19 protein-coding genes are annotated in these 22836 nt (G+C 72.4%); 9 read left to right on the top strand and 10 right to left on the bottom strand.

All coding sequences use genetic code 11. The features are described 5' to 3' along the window. Positions 1–67 precede the first annotated feature (67 nt). The 5 genes from KDL01_RS11550 (at position 68) to KDL01_RS11530 (ending at position 5515) form a co-directional block, all read left to right on the top strand. A complete protein-coding gene (locus KDL01_RS11550; protein WP_212528422.1) occupies positions 68–601 on the top strand; it encodes a carboxymuconolactone decarboxylase family protein in 534 nt (177 codons plus the stop codon). A 58-nt stretch (positions 602–659) separates the two neighbouring features. After that, entirely contained in the window at positions 660–1925 is a 1266-nt protein-coding gene (locus KDL01_RS11545; RefSeq protein ID WP_212528421.1) for a neutral/alkaline non-lysosomal ceramidase N-terminal domain-containing protein, read from the top strand. Beyond that, the gene (locus KDL01_RS11540) at positions 1922–3178 is read left to right on the top strand and encodes a hypothetical protein (RefSeq protein WP_212528420.1); all 1257 of its coding nucleotides are present in this window, start codon (positions 1922–1924) and stop codon (positions 3176–3178) included. Before KDL01_RS11545 ends, KDL01_RS11540 begins: the two co-directional genes overlap by 4 nt. 143 nt (positions 3179–3321) lie before the next feature. After that, a complete protein-coding gene (locus KDL01_RS11535; protein WP_212528419.1) occupies positions 3322–5097 on the top strand; it encodes a carboxylesterase/lipase family protein in 1776 nt (591 codons plus the stop codon). Positions 5098–5206: 109 nt separating this feature from the next. Further along, a complete protein-coding gene (locus KDL01_RS11530; RefSeq protein WP_212528418.1) occupies positions 5207–5515 on the top strand; it encodes a DUF6199 family natural product biosynthesis protein in 309 nt (102 codons plus the stop codon). 22 nt (positions 5516–5537) lie between these two features. Here KDL01_RS11530 and KDL01_RS11525 read toward each other — a convergent pair whose 3' ends face one another. Then, positions 5538–6161 carry a TetR/AcrR family transcriptional regulator gene (locus tag KDL01_RS11525; RefSeq protein WP_212528417.1) on the bottom strand — a complete coding sequence of 208 codons (624 nt, stop codon included), beginning with the start codon at positions 6159–6161 and terminating at the stop codon, positions 5538–5540. A gap of 126 nt (positions 6162–6287) precedes the next feature. On the opposite strand from KDL01_RS11525, the gene KDL01_RS11520 reads away from it, so the two are divergent. From KDL01_RS11520 to KDL01_RS11510, 3 genes are all read left to right on the top strand, one after another. Then, positions 6288–8540, top strand: a complete 2253-nt coding sequence (locus KDL01_RS11520; protein ID WP_212528416.1) for an MMPL family transporter — start codon at positions 6288–6290, stop codon at positions 8538–8540. Between the two features lie 383 nt (positions 8541–8923). After that, positions 8924–10180: an IS256 family transposase gene (locus KDL01_RS11515; RefSeq protein ID WP_438801957.1), complete on the top strand. Its 1257-nt coding sequence runs from the start codon at positions 8924–8926 to the stop codon at positions 10178–10180. A gap of 320 nt (positions 10181–10500) precedes the next feature. Beyond that, positions 10501–11199: a response regulator transcription factor gene (locus KDL01_RS11510; RefSeq protein WP_212528414.1), complete on the top strand. Its 699-nt coding sequence runs from the start codon at positions 10501–10503 to the stop codon at positions 11197–11199. 48 nt (positions 11200–11247) lie between these two features. Here KDL01_RS11510 and rfbB read toward each other — a convergent pair whose 3' ends face one another. Continuing rightward, positions 11248–12243, bottom strand: coding sequence for a dTDP-glucose 4,6-dehydratase (rfbB, locus tag KDL01_RS11505; RefSeq protein WP_212528413.1), 996 nt, complete (start codon positions 12241–12243; stop codon positions 11248–11250). A 168-nt stretch (positions 12244–12411) separates the two neighbouring features. On the opposite strand from rfbB, the gene KDL01_RS11500 reads away from it, so the two are divergent. Then, a complete protein-coding gene (locus KDL01_RS11500) occupies positions 12412–14070 on the top strand; it encodes a serine/threonine-protein kinase (RefSeq protein ID WP_212528412.1) in 1659 nt (552 codons plus the stop codon). A 27-nt stretch (positions 14071–14097) separates the two neighbouring features. On the opposite strand, the gene KDL01_RS11495 is transcribed toward KDL01_RS11500, so the two are convergent. The 8 genes from KDL01_RS11495 to KDL01_RS11460 all read right to left on the bottom strand — a co-directional run bounded on the left by KDL01_RS11495 (position 14098) and on the right by KDL01_RS11460 (position 22763). Continuing rightward, positions 14098–15291, bottom strand: a complete 1194-nt coding sequence (locus tag KDL01_RS11495; protein ID WP_212528411.1) for a serine/threonine-protein kinase — start codon at positions 15289–15291, stop codon at positions 14098–14100. Between the two features lie 50 nt (positions 15292–15341). Then, positions 15342–15890: a GTP-binding protein gene (locus KDL01_RS11490; RefSeq protein ID WP_368861550.1), complete on the bottom strand. Its 549-nt coding sequence runs from the start codon at positions 15888–15890 to the stop codon at positions 15342–15344. A gap of 106 nt (positions 15891–15996) precedes the next feature. Then, the gene (locus KDL01_RS11485; protein WP_212528410.1) at positions 15997–16449 is read right to left on the bottom strand and encodes a DUF742 domain-containing protein; all 453 of its coding nucleotides are present in this window, start codon (positions 16447–16449) and stop codon (positions 15997–15999) included. Positions 16450–16463: 14 nt separating this feature from the next. Next, on the bottom strand, positions 16464–16892 hold the full coding sequence (locus KDL01_RS11480; RefSeq protein WP_307846248.1) for a roadblock/LC7 domain-containing protein: 429 nt from the start codon (positions 16890–16892) through the stop codon (positions 16464–16466). Between the two features lie 4 nt (positions 16893–16896). Next, positions 16897–19329 carry a sensor histidine kinase gene (locus KDL01_RS11475; protein WP_212528409.1) on the bottom strand — a complete coding sequence of 811 codons (2433 nt, stop codon included), beginning with the start codon at positions 19327–19329 and terminating at the stop codon, positions 16897–16899. 269 nt (positions 19330–19598) lie between these two features. Beyond that, positions 19599–19967 carry a fluoride efflux transporter CrcB gene (gene crcB / locus KDL01_RS11470; protein ID WP_212528408.1) on the bottom strand — a complete coding sequence of 123 codons (369 nt, stop codon included), beginning with the start codon at positions 19965–19967 and terminating at the stop codon, positions 19599–19601. Next, positions 19967–20566, bottom strand: a complete 600-nt coding sequence (locus KDL01_RS11465) for a fluoride efflux transporter FluC (protein WP_212528407.1) — start codon at positions 20564–20566, stop codon at positions 19967–19969. The genes crcB and KDL01_RS11465 overlap by 1 nt, the downstream gene beginning before the upstream one ends. A 154-nt stretch (positions 20567–20720) precedes the next feature. Beyond that, entirely contained in the window at positions 20721–22763 is a 2043-nt protein-coding gene (locus tag KDL01_RS11460; protein ID WP_212528406.1) for a heavy metal translocating P-type ATPase, read from the bottom strand. Positions 22764–22836: the final 73 nt, after the last annotated feature.

Below are 22836 nucleotides of genomic sequence, written 5' to 3'. Positions count from 1 at the left end.
CCCCCGAACCCCCGAGCACTCAAGCCCTGAGTCCCGAACCCCCGCCATCTCGAATCCGGAGAACCCCGTGCGCCTCAATCCCCTCGACGACGCCGCGCCGCCGGGCCCGCTCACCAGCCGGCCCGGCGGCGCGCGCGGTCCGTTCCAGGTCCTGTTGCGCAGCCCCGAACTGGGTGTGCGGATGGAGCAACTCAGTTCGTTCTGCATCACGGAGTCCGCGCTGCCGCCGCGGCTGCGGGAACTGGCGTTGCTCGAGGCCGCGCGCGCCTTCGACGCCCCGCACTCGTGGCACGCGCACGTCGGCAAGGGCCGGGAGGCCGGGCTGGACGGCGACGCGCTCGAGCGGCTCGGCCGGGGCGAGGAGCCCGGTTTCCCGCGCGCGGACGAGCAGGCAGTGCACGAATTCGCCGTGCGGCTGCTGCACCACCACGCCGTGGACGACGCGCTCTACGCACAGGCGCTCGGCCACCTCGGCGAGCATGCGCTGGTCGACCTGGTCGGCTGCCTCGGCACCTTCACCGCCCTGGCCATGCTGCTCAACGCGTTCGAGGTGGACCTGCCGGTCGGCGCGTCACCCGCGTTCGCCCGACCATCCGTTTGATATTCGATCTGTACGAAAGCGGCTGCCGCCCGTCAGCCACCGCACCCAGGAGCCACCCTTGCCCACCACTTCCACGACGCCCTCCCCCGAGCACCCCGCGCTGCGCGTCGGCGCGGCCAAGGTGGACATCACCCCGCAGGACCTGACCGCGCTGCACCCGATGGGCCGGCCGTTCGAGCGGATCCACGATCCGATCCACCTGCGCGCCGTCGTCGCCCACGACGGCACCACCGAGGTCGCGCTGATCAGCCTCGACCTGGTCGAGGCCGGCGACATGACGCCGGTGCGCCGGCGCATCGAGGACGAACTGGGCATCGCCTTCGCGCACATCCTCATCACCGCGACGCACACGCACAGCGCGCCGCGCATCGGCGAGGTGAGCCCGGGCGCACTGGCGCACGCCGGTTCGCCGGAGTCGCTGGTCTACACCGAGCGGGTCTACGACGCGATGCTCGCCGCGCTGCGGTCCGCGCGCGCCGCGGCCCGCCCGGCCCGGGTCGGCGCCGGGGTCGGGAGCGCCGACGTGAACGTGAACCGCGAGGCGTACCTGGGCGGCGGGTGGACCCTGGGCGTGAACCCGGACGGGCCCTCGGACAAGGCAGTGCGCGTCGTGCGCTTCGAAGACCTCGAAGGCCGGCCGATCGCGCTGCTGCTGAACTACTCCGTCCACCCCACCTCCGTGCTCGGCACCGGTGAGCTCAGCGCGGATCTGGCCGGGGCCGCGTGCCGCCACGTCGAAGAGTGCTTCGACGACGCGCTCGTCTGCCTCTGGACGCCCGGCACCATCGGCGACCAGGGGCCGCGGATCGACCTAGGGCTGCCCTGGGGCGCGGTGCCCGACGCGCGCCAGAGCGCCCGCGCCTACCGGGCGATGGAGGCCCAGGGGCTGATGGTGGGAGCCGAGGCGGTCCGGGTGGCCGAGGGCATCGCCGTCGGCGCGGGCGCGCACGCCGTGCGGATCCACGCCGGGCAGCGGGAGGTGGCGCTGCCGGCCAAGCCAGGGTCGGACGTGATGGAGAGCATGCGCCAGGAGCCGACCGAGACGGTGCCCTTGCGCCTGGCCGTGATCCGGATCGGCGAGATCCTGCTGGCCGGGGTCTCCGGCGAGGTGGTGACGGAGATCGGCCGGCGGCTGCGCGCCGCCTCGCCGTTCACGCACACGCTGCTGATCTCCATCGCCAACGACCGCATCGGCTACATCGCCGACGACGCGCGGTTCGACCGACCTGTGCACTCGGTGCGCGGTTGCCCGATCGTGCGCGGACACGCCGAGGACAGCATCGTCGAGGGCGTACTCGCGCTGGCCGCGGAAGGCGTCCGATGACGCTGCGGGCCGGGGCGGGCCGGGCCTGCATAGCCATTCCCGCCGCGGCTCTGCCCTTCGACGGCTTCCACGCCGTGCACGATCCCCTCTCGGCCCGGGTGCTCGTCCTCGACGACGGCCCCACCCGCGTCGCGCTCGCTGTGCTGGACCAGACCTCCGTGTTCGAGCACCAGCTGGCCCGGATGCTCACCCTGCTGCACGAGGTGACCGGCGCGGCGGTCGAGCACTGCCTCGTCGTGGCCAGCCACACCTTCTGCGCCCCGCACGTCTTCCCGCCCGGCCGGCTCGCCGGGGTCGAGGAGAAACGCAATGCCCTGATCAGCGCCGCGGTGGACGACGCGGTGCGGCGGGCCGCGGCGGACGCGGCCGCGACGCTGCGCCCCGCGCGGCTCGGTGTCGGGCACGGGGTGTGCCGGGTCAACGTCAACCGGGACGTGCCCACGCCCGAGGGCTGGTGGCTCGGCGCCGACGACGGCGGCCCGAGCGACCACACCCTCAGCGTGCTGCGCATCGACGACGCCCGCGGCCGCCCGCTGGCGCTGGTGTTGAACTACGCCGTGCAGTCCTCGGTGATGCAGCTGACCGCGCAGCCCGGCGGCCCGCGCGAGATCAGCGCGGACCTCGCCGGGGCCGCGTGCCGCGAGATCGAGGAGACCTACGGCGGCGAGGCGGTCGCGCTGTTCCTGCCCGGTGCGGCAGGCGACCAGGCCCCCTACCTGACCGCCGGCGATCCGGTCGCGGCGCGCGTGCTGTTGGCGGCGCTCGGATCCCGCCTGGCCCAGGAGGCGCTGCGGGCCGCCGAGGCCGTCACGACCGAGGACGCAGACTCGGGCGCCGACTCGGGCGCGGGCACCGGCGACGCGGCCGGCCCGCTGAGCGTGACCAGCGAGCGGATGCGGGTCAGGGCCCAGACTCCGCCGCCCGGACTGCACGCCCTGCGCCCCACCCGCGGCTACGACTACCGCCCGGACGGCGACACCGACGCGCTGGTCACGCTGCTGCGGATCGGCGATCTGACCATCGCGGGCCTGCAGGCCGAGCTCGGCGCCCGCACCGGTCTCGCGGTCAAGGCGGCCTCCACCGCCCCGGTGACCTGGATCGCCACGATGGTCAACGGCGGGGCGAAGTACATGGCGGATCAGGACAGTTACGACCGCTGCACCTACGAGGCGATGAACTCGCGCTACGCGCGGGGCACGGCCGAACTCGTCGCGGCCCGCCTCGAGGCGCTGCTGAGCGGCTCCGCCGGCTGACCGCGGCCGACCGCGCTCCCCCACGGCTCCGGGCGGCCTCGACCGTCCGGTGATCACAGAACCCTTATTTCCTTCGCAGGCGGGACCGGGCACAGCGTCGTGCGCGCGGCGTCCTTCCCTCCGCTTTCACCTGGGAGAAATCAGTGAGCTTGCGAAACGAATCCCCGGCCGAGACCCCGCCCGAGACCCCCTCGCTCGGCCGCCGCGGCTTCCTCGGCGGCGCCGCCGGGGTCGCGGCCGGAGCCGTGCTGTTCGACACCGCCGCGGCCGGACCGGCCTCGGCGTCCACCTCGACCTCTCACTCCGACCCCGCGGCCTCGCGCCCCGTGCGCACCGAATCCGGCTGGGTCAGCGGCGTCGCGGCGGGCGTGGCCGGAGTGAGCGTCTACCGCGGCATCCCGTATGCCGCCTCGACCGCCGGACCGAACCGGTGGCGCGCGCCGCGGCCCGCGCCGTCCTGGTCCGGCGTGCGCGCGGCGGACTCCTGGGGGCCGGCCTGCCCGCAGCCGGTCGACGGCATCCCGGCCGACCAGGTGCCCGAACTGAGCGAGGACTGCCTCAACCTGAACGTCTGGACCGGGTCCTCGAGCACTGATTCGGGCCCCGACCAGGGCTCGGGCGGACGGCGTCCGGTGTTCGTCTGGATCTACGGCGGGCGCAACTCCGCGATGTGGTCCGGGCAGCCGATCTACGACGGCGCGACGCTGGCGGGCAAGGGCGTGGTGGTGGTGACCTTCAACCACCGCGTCGGGCCGTTCGGCGACCTCGCGCTGCCGGAGCTCAGCGCCGAGTCGGGCCACGGCGGGTCGGGCAACTGGGGAGTGCTCGACAGCGTGGCCGCGCTCGCGTGGGTGCACCGCAACATCGCCGCGTTCGGCGGCGACCCGGACCGGGTGACCCTGGCCGGCTGGTCGCACGGCTCCTCGTTCACCAATATCCTGATGATCTCGAAGCTGGCCCGCGGCCTGTTCCACCGGGCCCTGCTCTCCTCCGGCGTGCAGTACACCAAGGACCCCTCGCTCGGGCACGTGGCCGGCGGCTACTCCACCCTCGCCTCCGCCGAGGCGAACGGCACCGCGTTCGCCGCGCTCATGGGCGCCGACTCGCTGGCCGGGCTGCGCGCGCTGAGCGCCGAGGACATCGTGCAGACGGTGTTCGCCCCGGGCGCGCCGAGTCAGGGCACGAACTTCGGCAACGTGCTGGACGGCTACGTGCTGCCGACGACCTACACCGAGGCCATGCACCCCGGCCGCGAGGTCGACGTCCCGGTGCTGACCGGCAACTGCAAGGACGAGAACGGCGCCTCCCCCACGTTCACCATCTCCGTCGCCGACTACCAGAGCTTCGCGGCGAGCACCTTCGGCGACCAGGCCGCGCGGTTCCTCGCGCTCTACCCGGCCGCGACCGACGCCGAGGCGGCGGAGCAGTACTGCCGGTACGCCGACGACGAGGAGCGGGTCTCGACCTTCCTGTGGGGCACCCAGTTCCGCCTCGACGCGCGCAACACCAGCCCGATCCACACCTACTGGTGGACCCAGGTCCCGCCCGGCACCGACACCACCAACCCGATCACCCCGGGCCAGGACGCCGCCGAACTCGGCGCCTACCACGGGTCAGACCTCTACTACATCTTCGGCGGCCTTTCCGGCACCGACCGCCCGTGGACGGCGAAGGACTACGAGGTCGCCGACGCGATGTCCACCTACGTGGCCAACTTCGCCGCCGCCGGAGACCCCAACACCCCCGCCCGCGCCGCGCACGGCCACGGCCGAGCCCTGCCCGCCTGGCCCGAGCTGCGCACCACCGTCCCGCAGGTGATGGAGCTCGGCACCGCGCTCGAGCCGATCGGCGCGGCGGACAGCGCGGCCAAGTACGCGTTCCTCAAGTCCTACCTGGAGTCGCAGACCACGGCGTACTAAGGCGAGTCTCAATACCGGTGCAGAGCCGGCCGTCGACGGCCGGCTCTGCACCGGCCGTCCCGCCGGCCAAGCCGGCGACGGCGGACCGGACGAGCCGACGGAGATGTCGGTGCTTGCCGATCTCCATGCGGGCAACTTGACCGGCATGATGGGAATGCTCGCCCAGGCGCGGCCCGAAGCGATGTCGATGCCACACACTCCGAGCGGCTGGCTCAGCTTCGGGGTGTGCTTCATCGCCATAGGGCTCATGCACGTCGTCTTTCCGCGCTTCATGTGGCGCATACGCGGGAACCGCCGGGGTCCGGACGTCCCGTTTCCGTCCGACGCCGCGCTCACCCGACACCGATGGCTCGGCGCCGCACTGGCCGCCGTGGGGGTGGTCGTCACCGTGCTCACGGCAAGCAACACACTGAGATAGACGCGAGCTGCCGGCAGCCGCCCTACGCGGGCAGCTCGGACGGCTCCGCCGCGTCCGTCCGCGCCGAGCGCATCAGGGTACGCAGAACGTGCATGAACTCGTCGTGCAGCTGCGGCTGCTCGGCCTTGTGCATGCTGGTGAACAGGTACTGGGTGAGCGCGGCCCCGGCGGCGGCGCTGATGACACCGCGCAGCGGGTGGCCGTCGGGCAGGCCCACCTCCGCCTTGAAGGCCGGGCCGGCGAAGGCCACCACCTCGCTGAGCTCGGTGCTGCCCAGCGACCGCAGGTCCGGGTTGGCCTCGAACATCGCGCTGTTGAGCGCGGCGAGCTCCGGGTCGAGGTGTTCGCGCTCGGAGGTGAGCCACCGGTCCACCGCGTCGGTGAAGTTCAGGCCCGGGTCCTCCTTGAACACCGCGAGTAGCCGGCCGATCACCTCGTTGGCCAGCGAGAGCGCGACGTCGGCCTTCGAGGAGAAGTACATCGTCACGGTACGGGGCGCGACCTCGGCCTCGGCGGCGATGTCGGCGATGGTGGCGTGGTCGTAGCCGCGCTCGGCGAACAGGCGCATGGCGGTCCGGCGGATCAGCTCCCGGCGCTTGGCCTTGGAGCGCTCACGCAGGGACGACATCGTCTCGGGGGCTGCCATGAGCACGATTATAGCCCGGGACGCAAATTTGCCATGGACTGCAATTAGACTATCGTGGGCATTAATGCAGTCCGTTGTCGAGCGCCTCGCGCCGCCGGATCTCCTGCCCGTGACTCTGGGGAGCCCATGTCCCGTTATCTCTACCGCCTGGCCCGGTGGTGCTACCGGCACCGGTGGACCACCCTGTCCGCCTGGGGCGCGCTCGTCATCCTCGCCGTGGTGCTCGCCAGCGCCCTCGGCGGCAAGACCACCGACTCCCTGACCATCCCCGGGACGCAGTCCCAGCAGGCCGTCACGGTGCTCGAGCAGAAGCTGCCCGCCGCGTCCGGCACGACGACCCAGGTGGTGTTCGCGGACGAGAACGGGACCGTGACCACGGCCGCGCACAAGGCCGGGGTGGAGGCGACGCTCAAGGAACTCAAGGCCCTGCCTCAGGTCGTGTCCGTCTCCGACCCCTACGCCACGGGCACGGTCTCCCCGGACCAGAAGGTGGCCCTGGCCACCGTCACCTACAGCGTCACCGGCCCAGGCGACGTGAAGTCCACCACCGTCGACGGCCTCGAGACCGCCGCGCACGACGCGCAGCAGGCCGGCGTCCAGGTCGCCTTCAGCGGCGCGGTCTACCCGCAGGCCGCAGCGGTCAACAGCGAGGCCATCGGCGTCATCATCGCCCTCGTCGTACTCGTGCTGACCTTCGGCTCGCTCCTGGTCGGCGGCATGCCGCTGGTCACCGCCATCGCCGGCGTGGTCATCTCGATGATGGGCGTCACGATCCTCGCGGCGTTCACCGACATCGCCTCCGCCTCGACCTCGGTCGCGACCATGCTGGGGCTCTCCTGCGCGATCGACTACGCGCTGTTCATCCTGTCCAGGACCCGCACCAACACCGCGGCCGGACACTCCCCCGAGGAGGCCGTGGGCCGGGCCGCCGGCACCGCCGGATCCTCGGTGGTCTTCGCCGGCCTCAGCGTGATGATCGCGCTGTGCGGCATGTCCGTCGTCGGCATCCCGTTCCTGACCGTCATGGGCCTGACCGCCGCGGCCACCGTCGGCCTCGCCCTGCTGGTCGCGCTCACCCTGCTGCCCGCGCTGATCGGCTTCTCCGGGAACCGCATCACCCGCTACAGCCGCCTGCCGCTGCTGCGCCGCGCCCGCACCGCCACGACGACGGCGGTGCGCGAGCCGGAGAAGCTCACCGGAACGCGCTGGGCGAACTGGGTGGTGCGCCGCCGCTGGCCGGTGCTCATCCTCGGCGTGCTGATCCTCGGCCTGGTGGCCCTGCCCTTCAGCAAGATGGACCTCGGGCTGCCGGGGGCCGACGCCCGTCCCACCACGGACACCTCCCGCGTCGCCTACGACCTGACCACCGAGCACTTCGGGGCCGGCTACAACGGCACCCTGACCGTGGTGGCCCAGGACGTGACCAAGCCCGCCACCGCCGCCGAGGTCGCCTCGACCCTGGCCAAGGTCGACGGCGTGGTCTCCGCGAAGGTCGCGGCCGTCACCAACGGCATCGCGGTCATCTCGGTGGTGCCCTCCACCGGGCCGAACGACGCCGCCACGGCAAACCTGGTGCACACCATCCGGGACGACTCGGGCGCGATAGCCTCGGCCACCGGCGCGCAGATCCTGGTGGGCGGCCAGACCGCCACCGACATCGACGTCTCGGCCAAGCTCTCCCAGGCCCTGCCGATCTTCCTGGGCACCGTCGTGGTGCTGGCGTTCCTGCTGCTGACCTTCGCCTTCCGCACCATCCTGGTCCCGCTCAAGTCCATCCTGGGCTTCCTGCTCTCCGCGGGAGCCGCCCTCGGCGCACAGGTCGCGGTGTTCCAGTGGGGCTGGGGCAAGCAGCTGCTGGGCATCGCCCCGACCCAGACACTCAGCTTCCTGCCGGTGATCCTGCTGGCCATCATGTTCGGCCTGTCCAGCGACTACGAGATCTTCGTGGTCTCGCGGATCAAGGAGCACTACACCCGCACCGGCAACGCCCGCGAGGCCGCGATCCACGGCACCGGCCAGTCCGCCCGGGTGGTCACCGCGGCGGCGCTGATCATGGCCTCGATCTTCGCCTCGTTCCTGTTCGCCAGCGACCCGATGATCAAGTCGATCGGCTTCAGCTTCGCCGTCGGCGTGCTCGTGGACGCCTTCGTGGTCCGGCTCGCCCTGGTCCCCGCGGTCATGGCCATCGTCGGCGACAAGATCTGGTACCACCCCCGCTGGTTCGCCCGCCTCGTCCCCGACGCCGACATCGAGGGCGAACGCCTCGAAGCCGAACTCGCCCAGGAGGCGGCTTCCGCTGCGGCCGCTGAGGCCGAGGCTGCTGATGCGGGCGTCCTGCTGCCCGGCCAGCGCGAGCAGACGAGCGACGTCGCCAGGTAGGCGCCACACCGCACCACAGCCGTCGTCCCCGGCCCGCTTACCTGCGGGTTCCGGGGACGACGGCTGTGGTGCGTTAATCCTTTGATTTACGAGGTGGCACCGGTTTGGAATGTCGTGGTGGTGGTGTTGGTGCTGGGGTATTTCTGGTCGGGGTCTATCAGATTCGCGGTGCGGTCCAACCTGTGATCGTTGGGTGGCGGAGGTCTGGCGTTATCTGGTGTTCGATTGCGTTGTGTGGGGGTCGTCGCATGCTGGTTGATAGGTGCTGGTGACTGTGTGTCAGAAAGGCGGCTGTCGGCATGGCGAAGACGTTTCCCTCTCCTCTGCCTCCTGTGCCTGTGGGCAAGGAGAGCCCGGCGGAGCGTAAGAAGCGGCGCGAGTCGATGGAGATGTACGGCGGGGGCGGTCTGCAGGGTGACCTGGACCGGATCGCGCAGCTGCTCCTCGAGCGGGCGCTGCGCGAGGGGCTGGAGCTGACCGGGCCCGAGGGGGTGCTCGGGAGACTGACCAAGTCCTTGTTGGAGACGGCCGGGCGCGCCGAGCTCGAGCACCACCTGGGCGCGGGGTGGCATGCGGATGAGGTGGACGGGTCGGGTAACCGGCGCAACGGCACCCGCCGACGCACGGTGATCACTGAGGCCGGGGCGATCGAGGTTCAGATGCCGCGTGACCGGGCCGGCACGTACGAGCCGACGATCCTGCCCAAGGGCGCCAGGCGCCTGGACGGGTTCGACCGGCAGGTCCTGGACCTGTACGCGAAGGGCCTGACGATGGGCGAGACCCAGGCGCACCTGGCCGACTTCTACCACACCGAGGTCTCCACCGAGCTGATCTCCGCGGTCACCGACGCCGTGCTCGAGGAGCTCAAGGACTGGCACAACCGCCCGCTTGACTCGATCTACCCGGTCCTGTTCGTGGACTGTATCCATGTCAAGGTCAGAGACGGCGCGGTCGCCTCCCGCCCGATATACCTGGTGATCGGCATCACCATGGACGGGGCGCGCGAGATCCTCGGGATCTGGGCCGGCACCGGCGGCGAGGCCGCCTCCTACTGGGCCCAGGTACTCGGGGAGGTCAAGAACAGGGGCGTGCGCGACGCTTTGATCGTCTGCTGCGACGGACTGACCGGCCTGGACCAGGCCATCGAGGGCACCTGGCCCCAGGCCAAGGTCCAGCGGTGCGTCGTGCACATCACCCGCGCCGCGCTGCGCTACGTCCCGGCCAACCAGATGGCCAAGGTCGCAGCCGGGCTGCGCACCGTTTATGACGCCGCAACCCTTGAGGCCGCCGAGATGCGCCTTTCCGAGTTCGCCGCCGAGTTCAGCCCGCTCTACCCGGCCGCCGTCGCGTCGGTACGCGACGCGTGGGCCGGGATGATCGCGTTCTTCGACCTGCCCCGCGAGGTCCGCAAAATGATCTACACGACAAACATGATCGAATCCTTCAACGCCAGGGTGCGTTCGGCCGTCACCCGCCACGGCCACTTCCCGAACGAGACCGCCGCCAGGAAGGTCGTCTACCTCGTGGTCAGAGGCCACGGCGGCTGGCCCAAGCGCTCCGACCCCGCCAAGCGCGTGAACAACTGGAAGATGGCCCTGAACCAGCTCGTCCTGCACTTCGGCGAACGCTTGACCCTGTAGCGACCTGTCGGCGCCGCAATTCACCACGGCCGGGCCGCGCCCTGACGGGCGCGGCCCGGCCGACGCATCTCACGGAACCATCTGTATACGAATCTCAAAAGTCGATCAGCATGCCGCCCGGTGAGCAGGCCGTTCGAACACACTGCGGCCTACTTCGTAACCACTCCACTCATCAGACCGCACCGCAGATCTGATAGACCCAAACCTTGTCGGTGCCCGAGAGCAAGCCCCGGCCCCGCCGCCGTGAGGGCGGCGGGTCGGGGTCTGCCGCGGTGCGGCCGGAGTCCACTCTCGAAGCGAAGGGAAGAAGGAGTACCCCGATGCCCAGGGTTCTCATCGTCGACGACGAGCCGCACCTGCTGAACGCGTTGCGCATCAACCTGGCGGCCCGGCACTACGAGGTCGTGATGGCGACCGACGGGCGCGACGCGCTGGCCGCCGCCGCTCGGCACGCGCCCGACCTGATCCTGCTCGACATCGTGCTGCGGGACATGAGCGGGCTCACCGTCATCCGGGGCCTGCGCGGGTGGACCAAGGTGCCGATCCTGGTGCTGTCCGGGCTGGCCGAGCCGCACGAGCAGGTGGCCACACTCGACGCGGGCGCGGACGACTTCGTCTCGAAGCCGTTCGCGATGGAGGAGCTCATGGCCCGGATCAGGGCCCTGCTGCGCCGGGCGGAGGAGCAGCGCACCGTCGCGCACGAGGTGATCGTGGGCAACCACGTCGTGGACATGGTCGCCAAGACCGTGGTGCGCGCCGAGGAGGCACCGGTCACGGCGCCGCCGACCGTGCACCTGACCAAGACCGAGTGGGCCGTGCTCGAGGTGCTGGTGCGCAACCCCGGCCGGGTCGTGCCCACCGTGAAGCTGCTCCAGGACGTGTGGGGGGCGGCGTACACGAAGGAGACCGGTTCGCTGCGGTTCTACATGGCCAAGCTGCGCAAGAAGCTCGAGCCGACGCCCGCCCGGCCTCAGCAGTTGATCACCGAGGCCGGTCTCGGCTACCGGTTCCAGCCCTAGCCCGGAACCGTGACGCGCCGGCCTCCAGCCCGGTTCGGAGCCGCCGGGTCACCTGCCGATCTGCGCGTACACCTCTTCGGTGGCGTGCTTCGCGCTCGTCCACCAGTCGCGGTGGTCGCTGTACCAGGCCACGGTCGCCTCGAGGCCGGCCTCGAGGTCCTGGTAGCGCGGGCTCCAGCCCAGCTCGTCGGTGATCTTGGACGGGTCGATGGCGTAGCGCACGTCGTGGCCGGGGCGGTCCGAGACGAAGTCGAACCAGTCTTCGGGCTTGCCCGTCACCCGCAGCAGCGCGCGCACGATGGTGAGGTTGTCGACCTCGCACTCGGCACCGATCAGGTAGGTCTCGCCGACGGTGCCCTTCTCGATGATCGCCTGCACCGCGCTGTTGTGGTCCTCCACGTGGATCCAGTCGCGCACGTTCGTGCCCGCGCCGTACAGCTTGGGCCGCACGCCGTCCAGGATGTTCGTGATCTGGCGCGGGATGAACTTCTCCACGTGCTGGCGCGGGCCGTAGTTGTTCGAGCAGTTGGAGATCGTCGCGCGGATCCCGAACGAGCGCGCCCACGCGCGCACCAGGTGGTCGGCGCTCGCCTTCGTGGCCGAGTAGGGGCTCGAGGGGCGGTAACGGGTCTCCTCGGTGAATCGGGCCGGATCGTCGAGCGCGAGGTCGCCGAACACCTCGTCGGTGGAGATGTGGTGCAGCCGGACGTCGTGCCGGCGCACGGCCTCGAGCAGGTTCCAGGTCCCGATCACGTTCGACTGCAGGAACGGCGTCGGGTCGTTGAGCGAATTGTCGTTGTGGCTCTCGGCGGCGAAGTTGACCACGACGTCGGCGCGGGCGACCAGCTCTTCGGTCACCGCGGCGTCCGCGGTCGAGCCCACGACGAACTCGATGCGGTCGGCCACGGGGTCCAGGCTCGCGCGGTTGGCCGCGTAGTTCAGCGAGTCGAGGACCGTGACGTGGGCCTCGGACTGTTCCGCGAGAGTCTGCAGAACGTAGTTCGAGCCGATGAAACCCGCTCCACCGGTGACCAGGACTCTCATGTCCGCGCTCCCTCACTGTGATCGTTGACCTGCGGCCGCACGATTCTCGCACAGCCGCCTGAGGCCGTCCGCCCGGGCACCGCTCCCGTGCCCGGGCTGCCATACTTGGCCACGCACATCCCGCGTCCGGAAATCCAACGAGCCGTCAGATACAAGGGGTGGGGGGCCGTGACCGCGCCGTTCGAAGGCTTCTCACAGCTCGAGCCGGGGGCACCGACCGAGGTGGGCCGCTACCAGCTCTACGCGCGGCTCGGCGCGGGCGGGATGGGCCAGGTGTTCCTCTCCTTCCTGCCGGGCGGGCGGCCGGTGGCGCTGAAGGTGGTGCGCGCGGAGTTCTCGGCGGACCCGGAGTTCCGCCGCCGGTTCGCCCAGGAGGCGCGCGCGGCCCAGCAGGTCAACGGGATCCACATCGCCCAGCTGCTGGACGCCGACCCGACCGCGGCCACGCCGTGGCTGGCGACGGCGTACATTCCGGGGCCCTCGCTGCTCGAGGCGGTCCGCCTGCACGGGCCGCTGCCGGTGGCCTCGGTAAGGCTGCTGGTGGCCGGGATCGCCCAGGCGCTCGACGCGATCCACGCGGCCGGGCTGATCCACCGGGATCTCAAGCCCGCCAACGTGATCCTGGCCGCGGACGGGCCGCGGGTGATCGACTTCGGCATCGCCCGCGCGGCCGACGCGACCACCGCGTCGCTGACCGGCAAGCGGGTCGGCTCGCCGCAGTACATGGCGCCGGAGCAGATCCGCGGCATGCCGGCGACGCCGGCGCTGGACGTGTTCGCGCTCGGCGCGCTCGCCTACTTCGCCGCGACCGGGCGGGCCGCGTTCGGCGAGGGCGAGGATCTCGCGGTGATCTTCCGCATCGTGCAGGAGGCGCCCGACCTGACCGGCGCGCCGCCCGAGCTGGCCCAGCTGATCGGCGCCTGCCTGGCCAAGGATCCGGCCGCACGGCCGGACACCGCCGCGATTCTGCGAGCTACCCAGGTCACCGCGGCGGAGGCGACGAACGCCGGGGCGACGGGGGCGGGCTGGCTGCCGCCGGTGCTGGCGCAGACGATCGTGGCGCGCACGAACGCGATCGCCGCGCTCGCCGCCCCGCCGCCGCCGGTACCGCAGCCGACCGTGCCGATGCCGCCGGGCGGGTTCGCCACCGGGACCCGGCAGCTGCCCGCGGCCGCCCGCCCGCTCGGCGCGCGGCTGAAGGTGGGCGCGATCACGCTCGCGTTCGGCGTGCTGATCGGGGCGGTGGCCGCCCTGGCCGTGTTCCGCTCGCCCGGCAACGGGAACACGGCCGATTCGGGCCCCGGCACGCCGACCCCGTCGATCTCCTCGCCCGCCGGCTCAGGTCCGGTGGCGACGGACGGATCCTCGACGCCGGCGACGCTCGCCACCGGGCCGCAGGTCGGCACGGGCGAGGCGCTGGGCACCGGATCCGCGCTGCCGAACGCGGGCAGCGACACGATCCAGTGGCAGGGTTCGATCACGTTCGGCAAGAACGGGGTGAGCTTCGACGACATCCCGCCGAACACCTCGCCCATGTACTCGGACCTGTCCTACGTGGACAGCTCCAACTCGTCCTCGGGCTACAACTTCGCCGCCTCCTGGGGGATGGCGCCGTGGACCGGCTCCGGAGTGCCGAGCCGCGCCCAGTGCGCCTCCCTGATCAACGGCTCGAGCGAGCAGGGCCTGGTCGCCCCGGACAATGCCCTGATCTGCGTCAAGTCCCTCGACTCCCGGCCGGCGCTGGTGCAGATCCAGAGCGTGGACACCACGAACGGCATCGTCTCGGCGTACGCGCGGGTCTGGGCGCAGCCGATGAACAACCAGTGAGTCCTGACCGGACCGTGCCCGGCCCGCTCAGCTGCGCGCCTGCTGGAACCGGCGCAGCGCCCGGACCAGTTCGTCGTGCGGTCCCAGCGCCTGCTCGGCCTGTTCGAGCAGCCGCACCAGGCGCAGCGCGCAGCTGACGCCCTCGCCGCGGGCGTAGCCGGCCCGCACCCGGCCGAACTCGGCGGCGAAGCGGGCGGTGTCCCGGGCGTAGCCGGCGGCGTCCAGGCTGCGGCCGACGGCGGCGAATCCCCGGTCTGCCTCGGCGTACCGGCCCAGGTTCAGCAGCTGCTCGGCCGCCTGCAACTGCGCCTTGGCCAGCGTCGGCGGCGTGGGCTCGGCATCCAGCGGCTCGGGGCGGGTGACGGCCTGGCTTTCGCCCGAACGCAGCTCGGTCAGGGACCGGCGCACCTCGGACACCCGGGGACGGGCGTCCCCGGACTTGTCCATCATGGCCTCGATCAGCGCGGCCAGCGGCGCGGGCACGTCCCGGCGCACCTCGGCGATCGGCGTGGCCTGCTCGTACTGCACCCGGTAGGCGGCCACGTCCCAGCCGCCCTGTCCGGCGAACGGGGAGCCGCCGGCCAGCATCGCGTAGAGCACGGTGCCGAAGGAGAACACGTCCCAGGTCGGGGCGGCGTCCTCGCCCCGACACTGTTCCGGGGCGGCGTAGACCGGCGTGCCGACCATCGCGCCGGAACGGGTGATCTTGGTCAGGTCGGGTTCGAGCACCGCGGCGATGCCGAAGTCGCAGACCTTGACCGTCTCCCCGTCCAGGACGAGGTTGGAGGGCTTGAGATCCCGGTGCACCACCGGTTCGGCGCGCTGGTGCAGGTACTCGACCGCCGCCGCGGTCTGCACGCCGTAGTCGAGCACCCGGCCGATCGGCAGCACCACCTCGGAGCGCTGCAGCGTGCCGAGGTCGGGGCCGGCCAGCAGTTCCATCACGACGTACGGGGCGTCCTCGTGCGCGCCGCGGTCGTGCACGGTGACGATGTTGGGGTGGCGCAGCGAGGCCATCACCCGCGCCTCCCGGTCGAACCGGGCGAAGAACTCGGCGGCGATGCGCTGTTCGGCGAACTCCGGCGCTCGCAGCACCTTGACGGCGACGGCCCGGTCCAGGCTCTCGTCCCTGGCCCGGTAGACCTCGCCGTAGCCGCCGCGCCCGATCCGCTCGACCAGCCGGTAGCGCTCCCCCAGCGCCAGGCCGACGCTCAGCTCCATAAGCCCGCATCCTACGCCGCCGCGCGGCCCGGGCCCCGGCCGAGCGGCCGTCAGCGCCGGTCGTACTGCAGCAGGATCTCGTCCATCAGCGCCACCAGCACGTCCTTGACCGAGGTGCGCAGCCGGGCGTCGCAGGTGATCAGCGGGACGGCGTCGTGCACGCCGAGGGCCTCGCGGATCTCGTCGCGGTCGTAGACCCGGGCGTCGGAGAAGTCGTTGACCGCGATCAGGAACGGCACCGAGCGGTCCTCGAAGTAGTCGATCGCCGGGAAGCAGGCCCCGATGTTGCGGGTGTCCACCAGCACGACCGCGCCGATGGCGCCCTCGACCAGGTCGTCCCAGAGGAAGGAGAAGCGGTCCTGGCCCGGCGTGCCGAACAGGTAGAGCACGATGCTCGGATCCAGGGTGAGCCGGCCGAAGTCGAGCGCGACCGTGGTGGTGGTCTTGTCCGGGTTGAGCATGCCGCCGCGCGCGTCCAGGTCCACTCCGACCGCGGCCTCGGTGATGGTGGCCTCGGTGGTCAGCGGGTCGATCTCGGAGATGGCGCCGATGAAGGTGGTCTTCCCGACGCCGAAGCCGCCGCCGATCACGATCTTCACCGAGGTGGCCCCGTCCACCCGGCCCGCGTCGCGGGCGCAGGAGCGGTAGGGCGCGTACGGCTGCGGCGTCCACGGCCGCGCGGCGGTGTCCAGACCGGCCGGGCCGTCAGAGTGCCTTGACAAGATCCCTGATCCTCTCGATGGTGGCGCGGCTGGTGCGCGCGGGCTCGTGGCAGATCACCGCTCGGGCCGCCACCAGGTCGGCGACCAGCACCTTCGCCACGCCGGTGGGGACGGCCAGGGACGCGGAGATCTCGGCCAGCGAGGTCGGGCGCTGGCAGAGTTCTGCGATCCGGCGGGACTCGAAGGCCAGCGGCGCGGTCAGCAGCGCCGGCAGCGCGCTCACCAGCGTCTCGAGCCGCAGGTCGTCGCTGAGCGGGGTGGTGCGGCCGCCGGTCACGATGAAGGGCCGCACCAGCGGGTCGTCCACGTCGTCGGCCTGCTGTCCGGCCGGCTCCGGCGCCTCGGTGCCGCGGCGCCGGCCCGGACCGGGGTCGGGCTCGGCGGGCGCGGCGGCCCACTTCGGGATCATCCGCGGATCCGGCAGTCTGTCGTCCACGTCGCGGCCCCGCTCTAGGAGGCCGGCAGCGCGGCGCGCAGTTCGGCGATGGTGGCCGGGGTCAGGATGTCCCCGGCCCGGTCGGCCAGCACCGCGATGCCGTAGCCGATCAGGCCGAGGTCGCCGTCCTCCTCGGCCAGCACGCCGACGCAGCCGCCCTCGGCGAACGAGGAGACCAGCAGGAAGCCGCGGTACATCTCCACCATGAGCAGCTTCATCCCGCCCATGTCGTAGCGGCGGGCCGCGCCCTTGGCCAGGCTGCTCAGGCCGGAGACGAGCGCGGCGAGGTGGTCGGCCTCGTCCCGGCTGAGCCCGGTGCTCATGGCGATCAGCAGTCCGTCCGCGGACACGGCCACCGCGTCGCGCACGGCGTCGGTCTGCCGGACGAAGTCCGCGAGCACCCAGTCGAAGGTGTGGGCCGTGGTGTCCAGGTTGGTGCTCACGTGTCTACTTCTCCATGCCGAGAGGGGATGCGGATGCTGATGCGGTGGCCTGCGCCGCGGCGGCCTCGCCGTCCGGGACCGCGCCGCCGCGGGTGTCGGTGCCCGTGGCCCCGCGCCGGTAGCCGCCGCTGAACGCGGTCAGCCGGGCCTTGACGTCCTCAGGGGAGCGCCAGGCGGGCAGTTCGGGCTGCGGGGCCTGGGCCCGGGCCGCGGCGCGTTCGGCCTCGCCCCTGGCCGCGCGCTTGGCCAGGCCGTTGCGGGTCTGGGTGGCGGTGGCGGGGGTCGGCGCGGCCCCGGCCGGACGCGGTGCGGCGTGGGCCGGCTGCGGGCGCTGGCCCGGGATCGGCGCGGCGGACGCGGGTCCGGGCGCGGGGGCCGGGGCGTCGGCGAACAGTCCGTCGGCGGCCAGGGTCTTGCTCGAGCCGACGGCCGGGAACGCCTCGGCGGCCGACACCGGGGCTCCCTGGCCGGAACCGGTGAGCGGCGCGTCGATGCCCACCCCGCTGACCAGTTCGGACGGAATCAGGATCCTGGCGGTCACGCCGGTGGTGGGCGAGTCGCCGACCTGGACCTGGGCGCCGAGGCGCTGGGCGAGCCGGCCGACCACGTAGTGGCCGAGGAAGCGGGTGGGGGCGACGTCGTAGCGCTCCTGCCCGCGCAGCCGCCGGTTGGCCCGGTCCATCTGCTCCGCGGTCATGCCGCGCCCGTAGTCGATCACGGCGATCAGGTAGCCCTTGCCGGAGACCCGGCCGAGGATCTCCACCTCGCTGTCCGGCGGCGAGAAGGTGAGCGCGTTCTCCAGCAGTTCGGCGAGCAGGTGCGCGAGTTCGGCGACGGCGCCGCCGGCGATCCGGGCCTCGTCCAGGCGGCGCAGGGTGACCCGGCGGTAGTCCTCCACCTCGGCGAGCGCGGCACGGACCACGTCGCTGGCCGGGACCGGCTCGGCCCAGCGGCGCGGGGCGCCCTCGCCGACGAGGACGAGCAGGGATTCGGCGTTACGGCGCATGCGGGTGGCCAGATGGTCGAGTTCGAACAGGTTGGCCAGCGCTGTCGGCTCGAGCTCGTCGCGTTCCAGCCTGCTGATGAAGCCGAGCTGACGGCGCACCAGGTTCTGGTTGCGCCGGGCCAGGTTCACCAGGGAGTCGCTGGAGTTGCGGCGCAGCGCGGCCTGCTCGGTGGCCAGGTCGATCGCGGACTCCTGCACCCGGCCGAGCGCGGCGGCCACGGAGTGGATCTCGGTGCCCGCGTGCGGATCGACCGCGACGGGGGTCAGGGCGGGGCGCGGCTCCTCCTCGGTGGCCTCGGCCACGGCGGCCACCGCCTCGGGCAGGCGGCTGCCGGCCAGCGCGTCGGCCTCGCGCACGAGCAGGCCGAGCGGGGCGATGATGGAGCGCAGCGCGCCGAGCGCGAGCAGGATCTCGGCCGCGGCGGCGAGCAGGGCGAAGGCGGCGAAGGTGACCACCCGCTCGAGGGCCTGCGACTGCAGCTGCGCGGCCCGCGCCTCGATCGCGGCGTCGAGGGTCTTCTGCACACCCCACATGCCGGTGATGTACGTGGTCATCTGGCTGTACCAGTTCTGCGGCACGGCCCTGAGCCGGTCGGCGGCGGTGAGGTTCTGCCCCGGACGCTGCCCGGCGGCCATGGCCACCGTCTCCATCGCGGCCACCCGCTTGGCCGCGGCGCCGGTGCGCACCGCGTTCAGCAGCCCGGCCTGCACCGTGGTCGCATAGCCCTGATACTGCAGCAGGTACGCCGTCTGCGACGCCTTGATCTGCAGCAGCTGCAGGTACTCCCCGGCCGGATAGCCGCCGGAGGAGAACACGCCGGTCAGCAGGGCCCGCTCGCGCCCGTTGTACTCCTTGAAGTGCCCGAGCGCGTACAGGGCCTCGAGATCGGTGTTGATCTGCGGGTCCTGCGACTGGTCGAGGCCAAGCGGGAGGTCGTTGAGCGCGGCGATCGCGTTCGCGAAGTAGGTCAGCGCGGCGGCCTGGTTCTCCTGGGCCGCGTCCGCGGTGGCGCGCTGCTTCGGCAGCTGGTCGAGCAGGCCCAGCGCCGCGGTGACCTGGGTCGCGTCGGGCGGGTCGGCGGCGAGCAGGGCGCGCAGCTGGGTGAGCGCCTGGTCCGTGGCGGTGCGCTGGGCCGGCAGTTCGGCCTTGAGCGTGGCCGAGCCGCCGAGTTCGCCGAGCGTGAGGCCGCGTTCCTTCTGCGCCTGTTGGATGACGTTCTGCACGTCGGCCACGAGGTCCACCGTGCGCGTGGTGTCCACCGCCGCGGCGTACGCGCGGATCTGGGTGTCCATGGCCGCGCCGAGCAGGATCAGCACCATCGCCAGTGACAGCACCAGGATGCGCGCGAGTTTCGCGCGGATCGAGCGCGCCCGGGGCAGGCGCAGTCGCACGCTCGCCTGTCGCGGTACGTGGGGGATCTTCGGCGCCATGTCCGGCCTCTCGCCTCGTGGAACCCGCGGCCACCCGTCGGTGGACCCGATTCGGAAAACCGCGCCGAGGCTAGGCGAAGAACGCGGGCGTATCGTCGCGTTGTGCGGAGTTCTTTACCGGCCCGTATCCGCCGCCGACCGGCCGAGAAGTCCTCACGAAATGCGGGTGGTGGTCAGGGTGCTTATATCCTGACTGGACGAGTACCGTGCGCGGCGGTAGCGCCGGACCGCGATCCCGACACGGTGCCGGAAAAAACCGGCGGGCCTGTTCAGACCGCGAGGGCCAGGCCGAGGCCGAGGGCCGCGGCGCCAAGGCCGCAGGCGAAGGAGCCCAGGATGTTGCCGACGGCGAGGCCGCTCGAGCCGTCCTCGGCCACCCGCAGCGTCTCGTAGCTGAAGGTGGAGAACGTGGTGTAGCCGCCGCAGATGCCGGTGCCGACGACCGCGAGCACCCGGGTGTCGAGGCCGTGGTGCGCGGTGAGGCCGGTCATCAGGCCGAGCACGAAGGAGCCGGTGATGTTGATCAGCCAGGTGCCGAACGGGAAGGCGAAGGCCCGGCGGCGGCTGACGGCCTGGTCGAGCAGGTAGCGGGCGATGGCGCCGAAGGAGGCGCCGAGGCCGACGAGGACGAAGAGCATCAGGCCCGCACCTGCCCCTCGGCCGTCGCCGGCGTCGCGGCGGCGTGTTCGGTCTGCTCGGGATGTTCGGCGTGTTCGGCCTGTTCGGCGTGCGCCCGGTGCCGGGCCGCGAGGACCGACCGGCCGATCGTGAGCCCGAGGCTGGCCGCGCCCAGGCCCGCGGCGAGCGAGCCGAACAGGTAGCCGAGCGCGGTGCCGGTGCGCCCGTCCGCGAACAGCTGGTCGGCGCCGACCGTCATGGTGGAGAAGGTGGTGAACGCGCCGCAGAACCCGGTGCCGAACAGCGGCCTGATATACGTCGTCGGCGGCCAGATCTCCAGCACGAAGATCATCAGCAGCGCCAGGATGAAGGACCCCGCGACGTTGATGCCGAACGTGGTGGCCGGGAAGGTCCCGTGCGCGGTCGGGAAGGCGAGGCCGAGCTCGTACCTGGCCACTCCCCCGGCGAAGCCGCCGAGCGCGATCACCGCCAGTACCTTCGGCGCGGGCGCGGCCCGGCGCGGCGGGGAGTCGGGCCCCGGTTCCTCGAAGGGGGACGCCTCGCCGAGGCGCTCGTCGTCCGGGGTCTCGGCCGCCTGCTCGGTGCTGGGCTGCGTCACGGCACACTCCTCCTACTCGTCGTTGCATCACCGTGTGTGCATCACTGTGTATGCGTGGTGCGAGTAGGGACTGTTGGCCGCGCGTGGCGACGGTTAACGGTGAGCCCCACCACCGAGACGGCCATGATAGCCGAACCCGGCGGCGAAATCAGGCTCAGCGCGGTGCGGTGCCCAGCGCCCTGGTCCACGCGGACGCGCGCAGCAGGCGCAGGCCGTTGAGGCCGACGATCACGGTGGAGCCCTCGTGCCCCAGCACGCCGAGCGGCAGCGGCAGGTGCCCGGCCAGGTCCCAGGCGACGAGGCCGAGGATGATCACGGAGGCGATCACCAGGTTCGCCCGCACCACCGTGCGGGCCCGGCGGGAGAGGCTGATCACGGCGGGGACGGTGGCGAGATCGTCGCGCATGACGACGGCGTCGGCGGTGTCCAGGGCCAGGTCCGATCCCGCCCGGCCCATCGCGACGCCGATGTGCGCGGCGGCCAGCGCCGGGGCGTCGTTGACGCCGTCGCCCACCAGCAGGACCCGCTGCCCGTCGGCCTCGAGCCCGCGCACGGCCGCCACCTTGTCCTGCGGCAGCAGTCCGGCGCGCACGTCCCGGATGCCGGCCTGGGCGGCGAGCAGGTCGGCGGCGCGACGGTTGTCCCCGGTCAGCAGCACCGGCGCGGTGCCGGTGACGGCGGTGATGCGGGCGACGGCTCCGGCCGCGGCCGCGCGCAGGCGGTCGGCGACGCCCAGTACCGCGACGGGCTCGCCGTCGATACGCACCAGCGCGGCGGTGTGCCCCGATGCTTCGAGTTCTGCGATGACCTCGGCCGCGTCGACTGCTGCGCCGGCGGCCGGATCGGCGGCCTCGCCGAGCAGCCAGCCCGGGCTGCCGATCTCCACGTCGTGGCCCTGGACCCGGGCACGCACGCCCTGGCCGGGGATCGCGGCGAACTGCTCGGGGTGCGCGAGCACGTGCCCGGCCTCGCGCGCCGCGTCCACGACGGCGCGGCCCAGCGGGTGTTCGGACGGGATCTCCGCCGCGGCGGCGAGGGCGAGGATGCGCGGCTCGGTCAGCGCGGCGTCGGGCAGGACCCTGATGTGGGCCAGCCGCGGCGTGCCCTCGGTGAGGGTGCCGGTCTTGTCGAACGCGACGCGCGTGGTGGAGCCGAGCCGCTCCATCACGACGGCCGACTTGACCAGTACTCCGTGCCGGCCCGCGTTGGCCATCGAGGCGAGCAGCGGCGGCATGGTGGCGAGCACGACGGCGCAGGGCGAGGCCACGATCATGAAGGTCATCGCGCGCAGCAGGCTCGGCTGGAACGCCGCGCCCGCGAGCATCGGGATCGCGAAAAGCAGCAGCGTGGCGGTGACCATGCCGATCGAGTAGCGCTGCTCCACCTTCTCGATGAACAGCTGCGTGCGCGCCTTGGTCTCCGAGGCCTCCTCGACCATCGCCACGATCCGGGCGACCACGCTCTGCGCGGCCTCGCGCTCCACCCGCACGCGCAGCACGCCGGTGCCGTTGAGCGTTCCGGCGAACACCCCGTCGCCTTCGCGCTTCGCGGCCGGCAGCGGCTCGCCGGTGATCGTGGCCTGATCCACCTCGCTCGCGCCGGACAGCACCCGTCCGTCCGCGGCGCACCGCTCGCCCGGGCGGACCAGGATCACCTCGCCCACCGCGAGATCCGCGGCATCGACGAGCTCTTCCACGTCCTCCGGGCCCACCAGTCGCACTGCACGCTCCGGAGCGAGGTCGAGCAGCCCGCGCACGGCCTGGGCGGTGCGGTGGGTGGCCACGGCCTCGAGCGCGCCGGAGGTGGCGAAGATGACGATCAGCAGGCCGCCGTCGAGCACCTGCCCGACCGCGGCCGCACCGAGCGCCGCGAACACCATGAGCAGGTCCACGTCCAGGGTCCGCTCGCGCAGCGCGCGCAGCCCGGCCAGGCCGGGCTCCCAACCGCCCGCCGCGTAGCAGGCGAGGAAGAGCGGCCAAGCCGGCCAGCCGGGCCCCGGCGCGTAGTGCACGGCCAGGCCGGCCAGGAACAACGCCGTGGCCAGCGCGGCCCAGCGGACCTCGGGCAACGACCGGACGCCGGACGCACGCAGGCGGGCGGGTTCGGCGCCGGCGGGTGCGCCGGATTCCTCGGGGCTGGCAGGTCCAGCGGGTCCGGCCTGGGCGGCGGGCCGGAGGCGGGTCAGATCGGTGGGCATCGCGGATCCTCGGTCTCGGGAAGCTACCCGCCCACTGTACCGGAACACATGAATAAGTCTTCATGCCGACACT

This window comes from Actinospica durhamensis, assembly GCF_018139695.1.
Classification (GTDB): Bacteria; Actinomycetota; Actinomycetes; order Streptomycetales; family Catenulisporaceae; genus Actinospica; species Actinospica durhamensis.
This window is presented reverse-complemented; position numbering and strand designations above follow the sequence as displayed.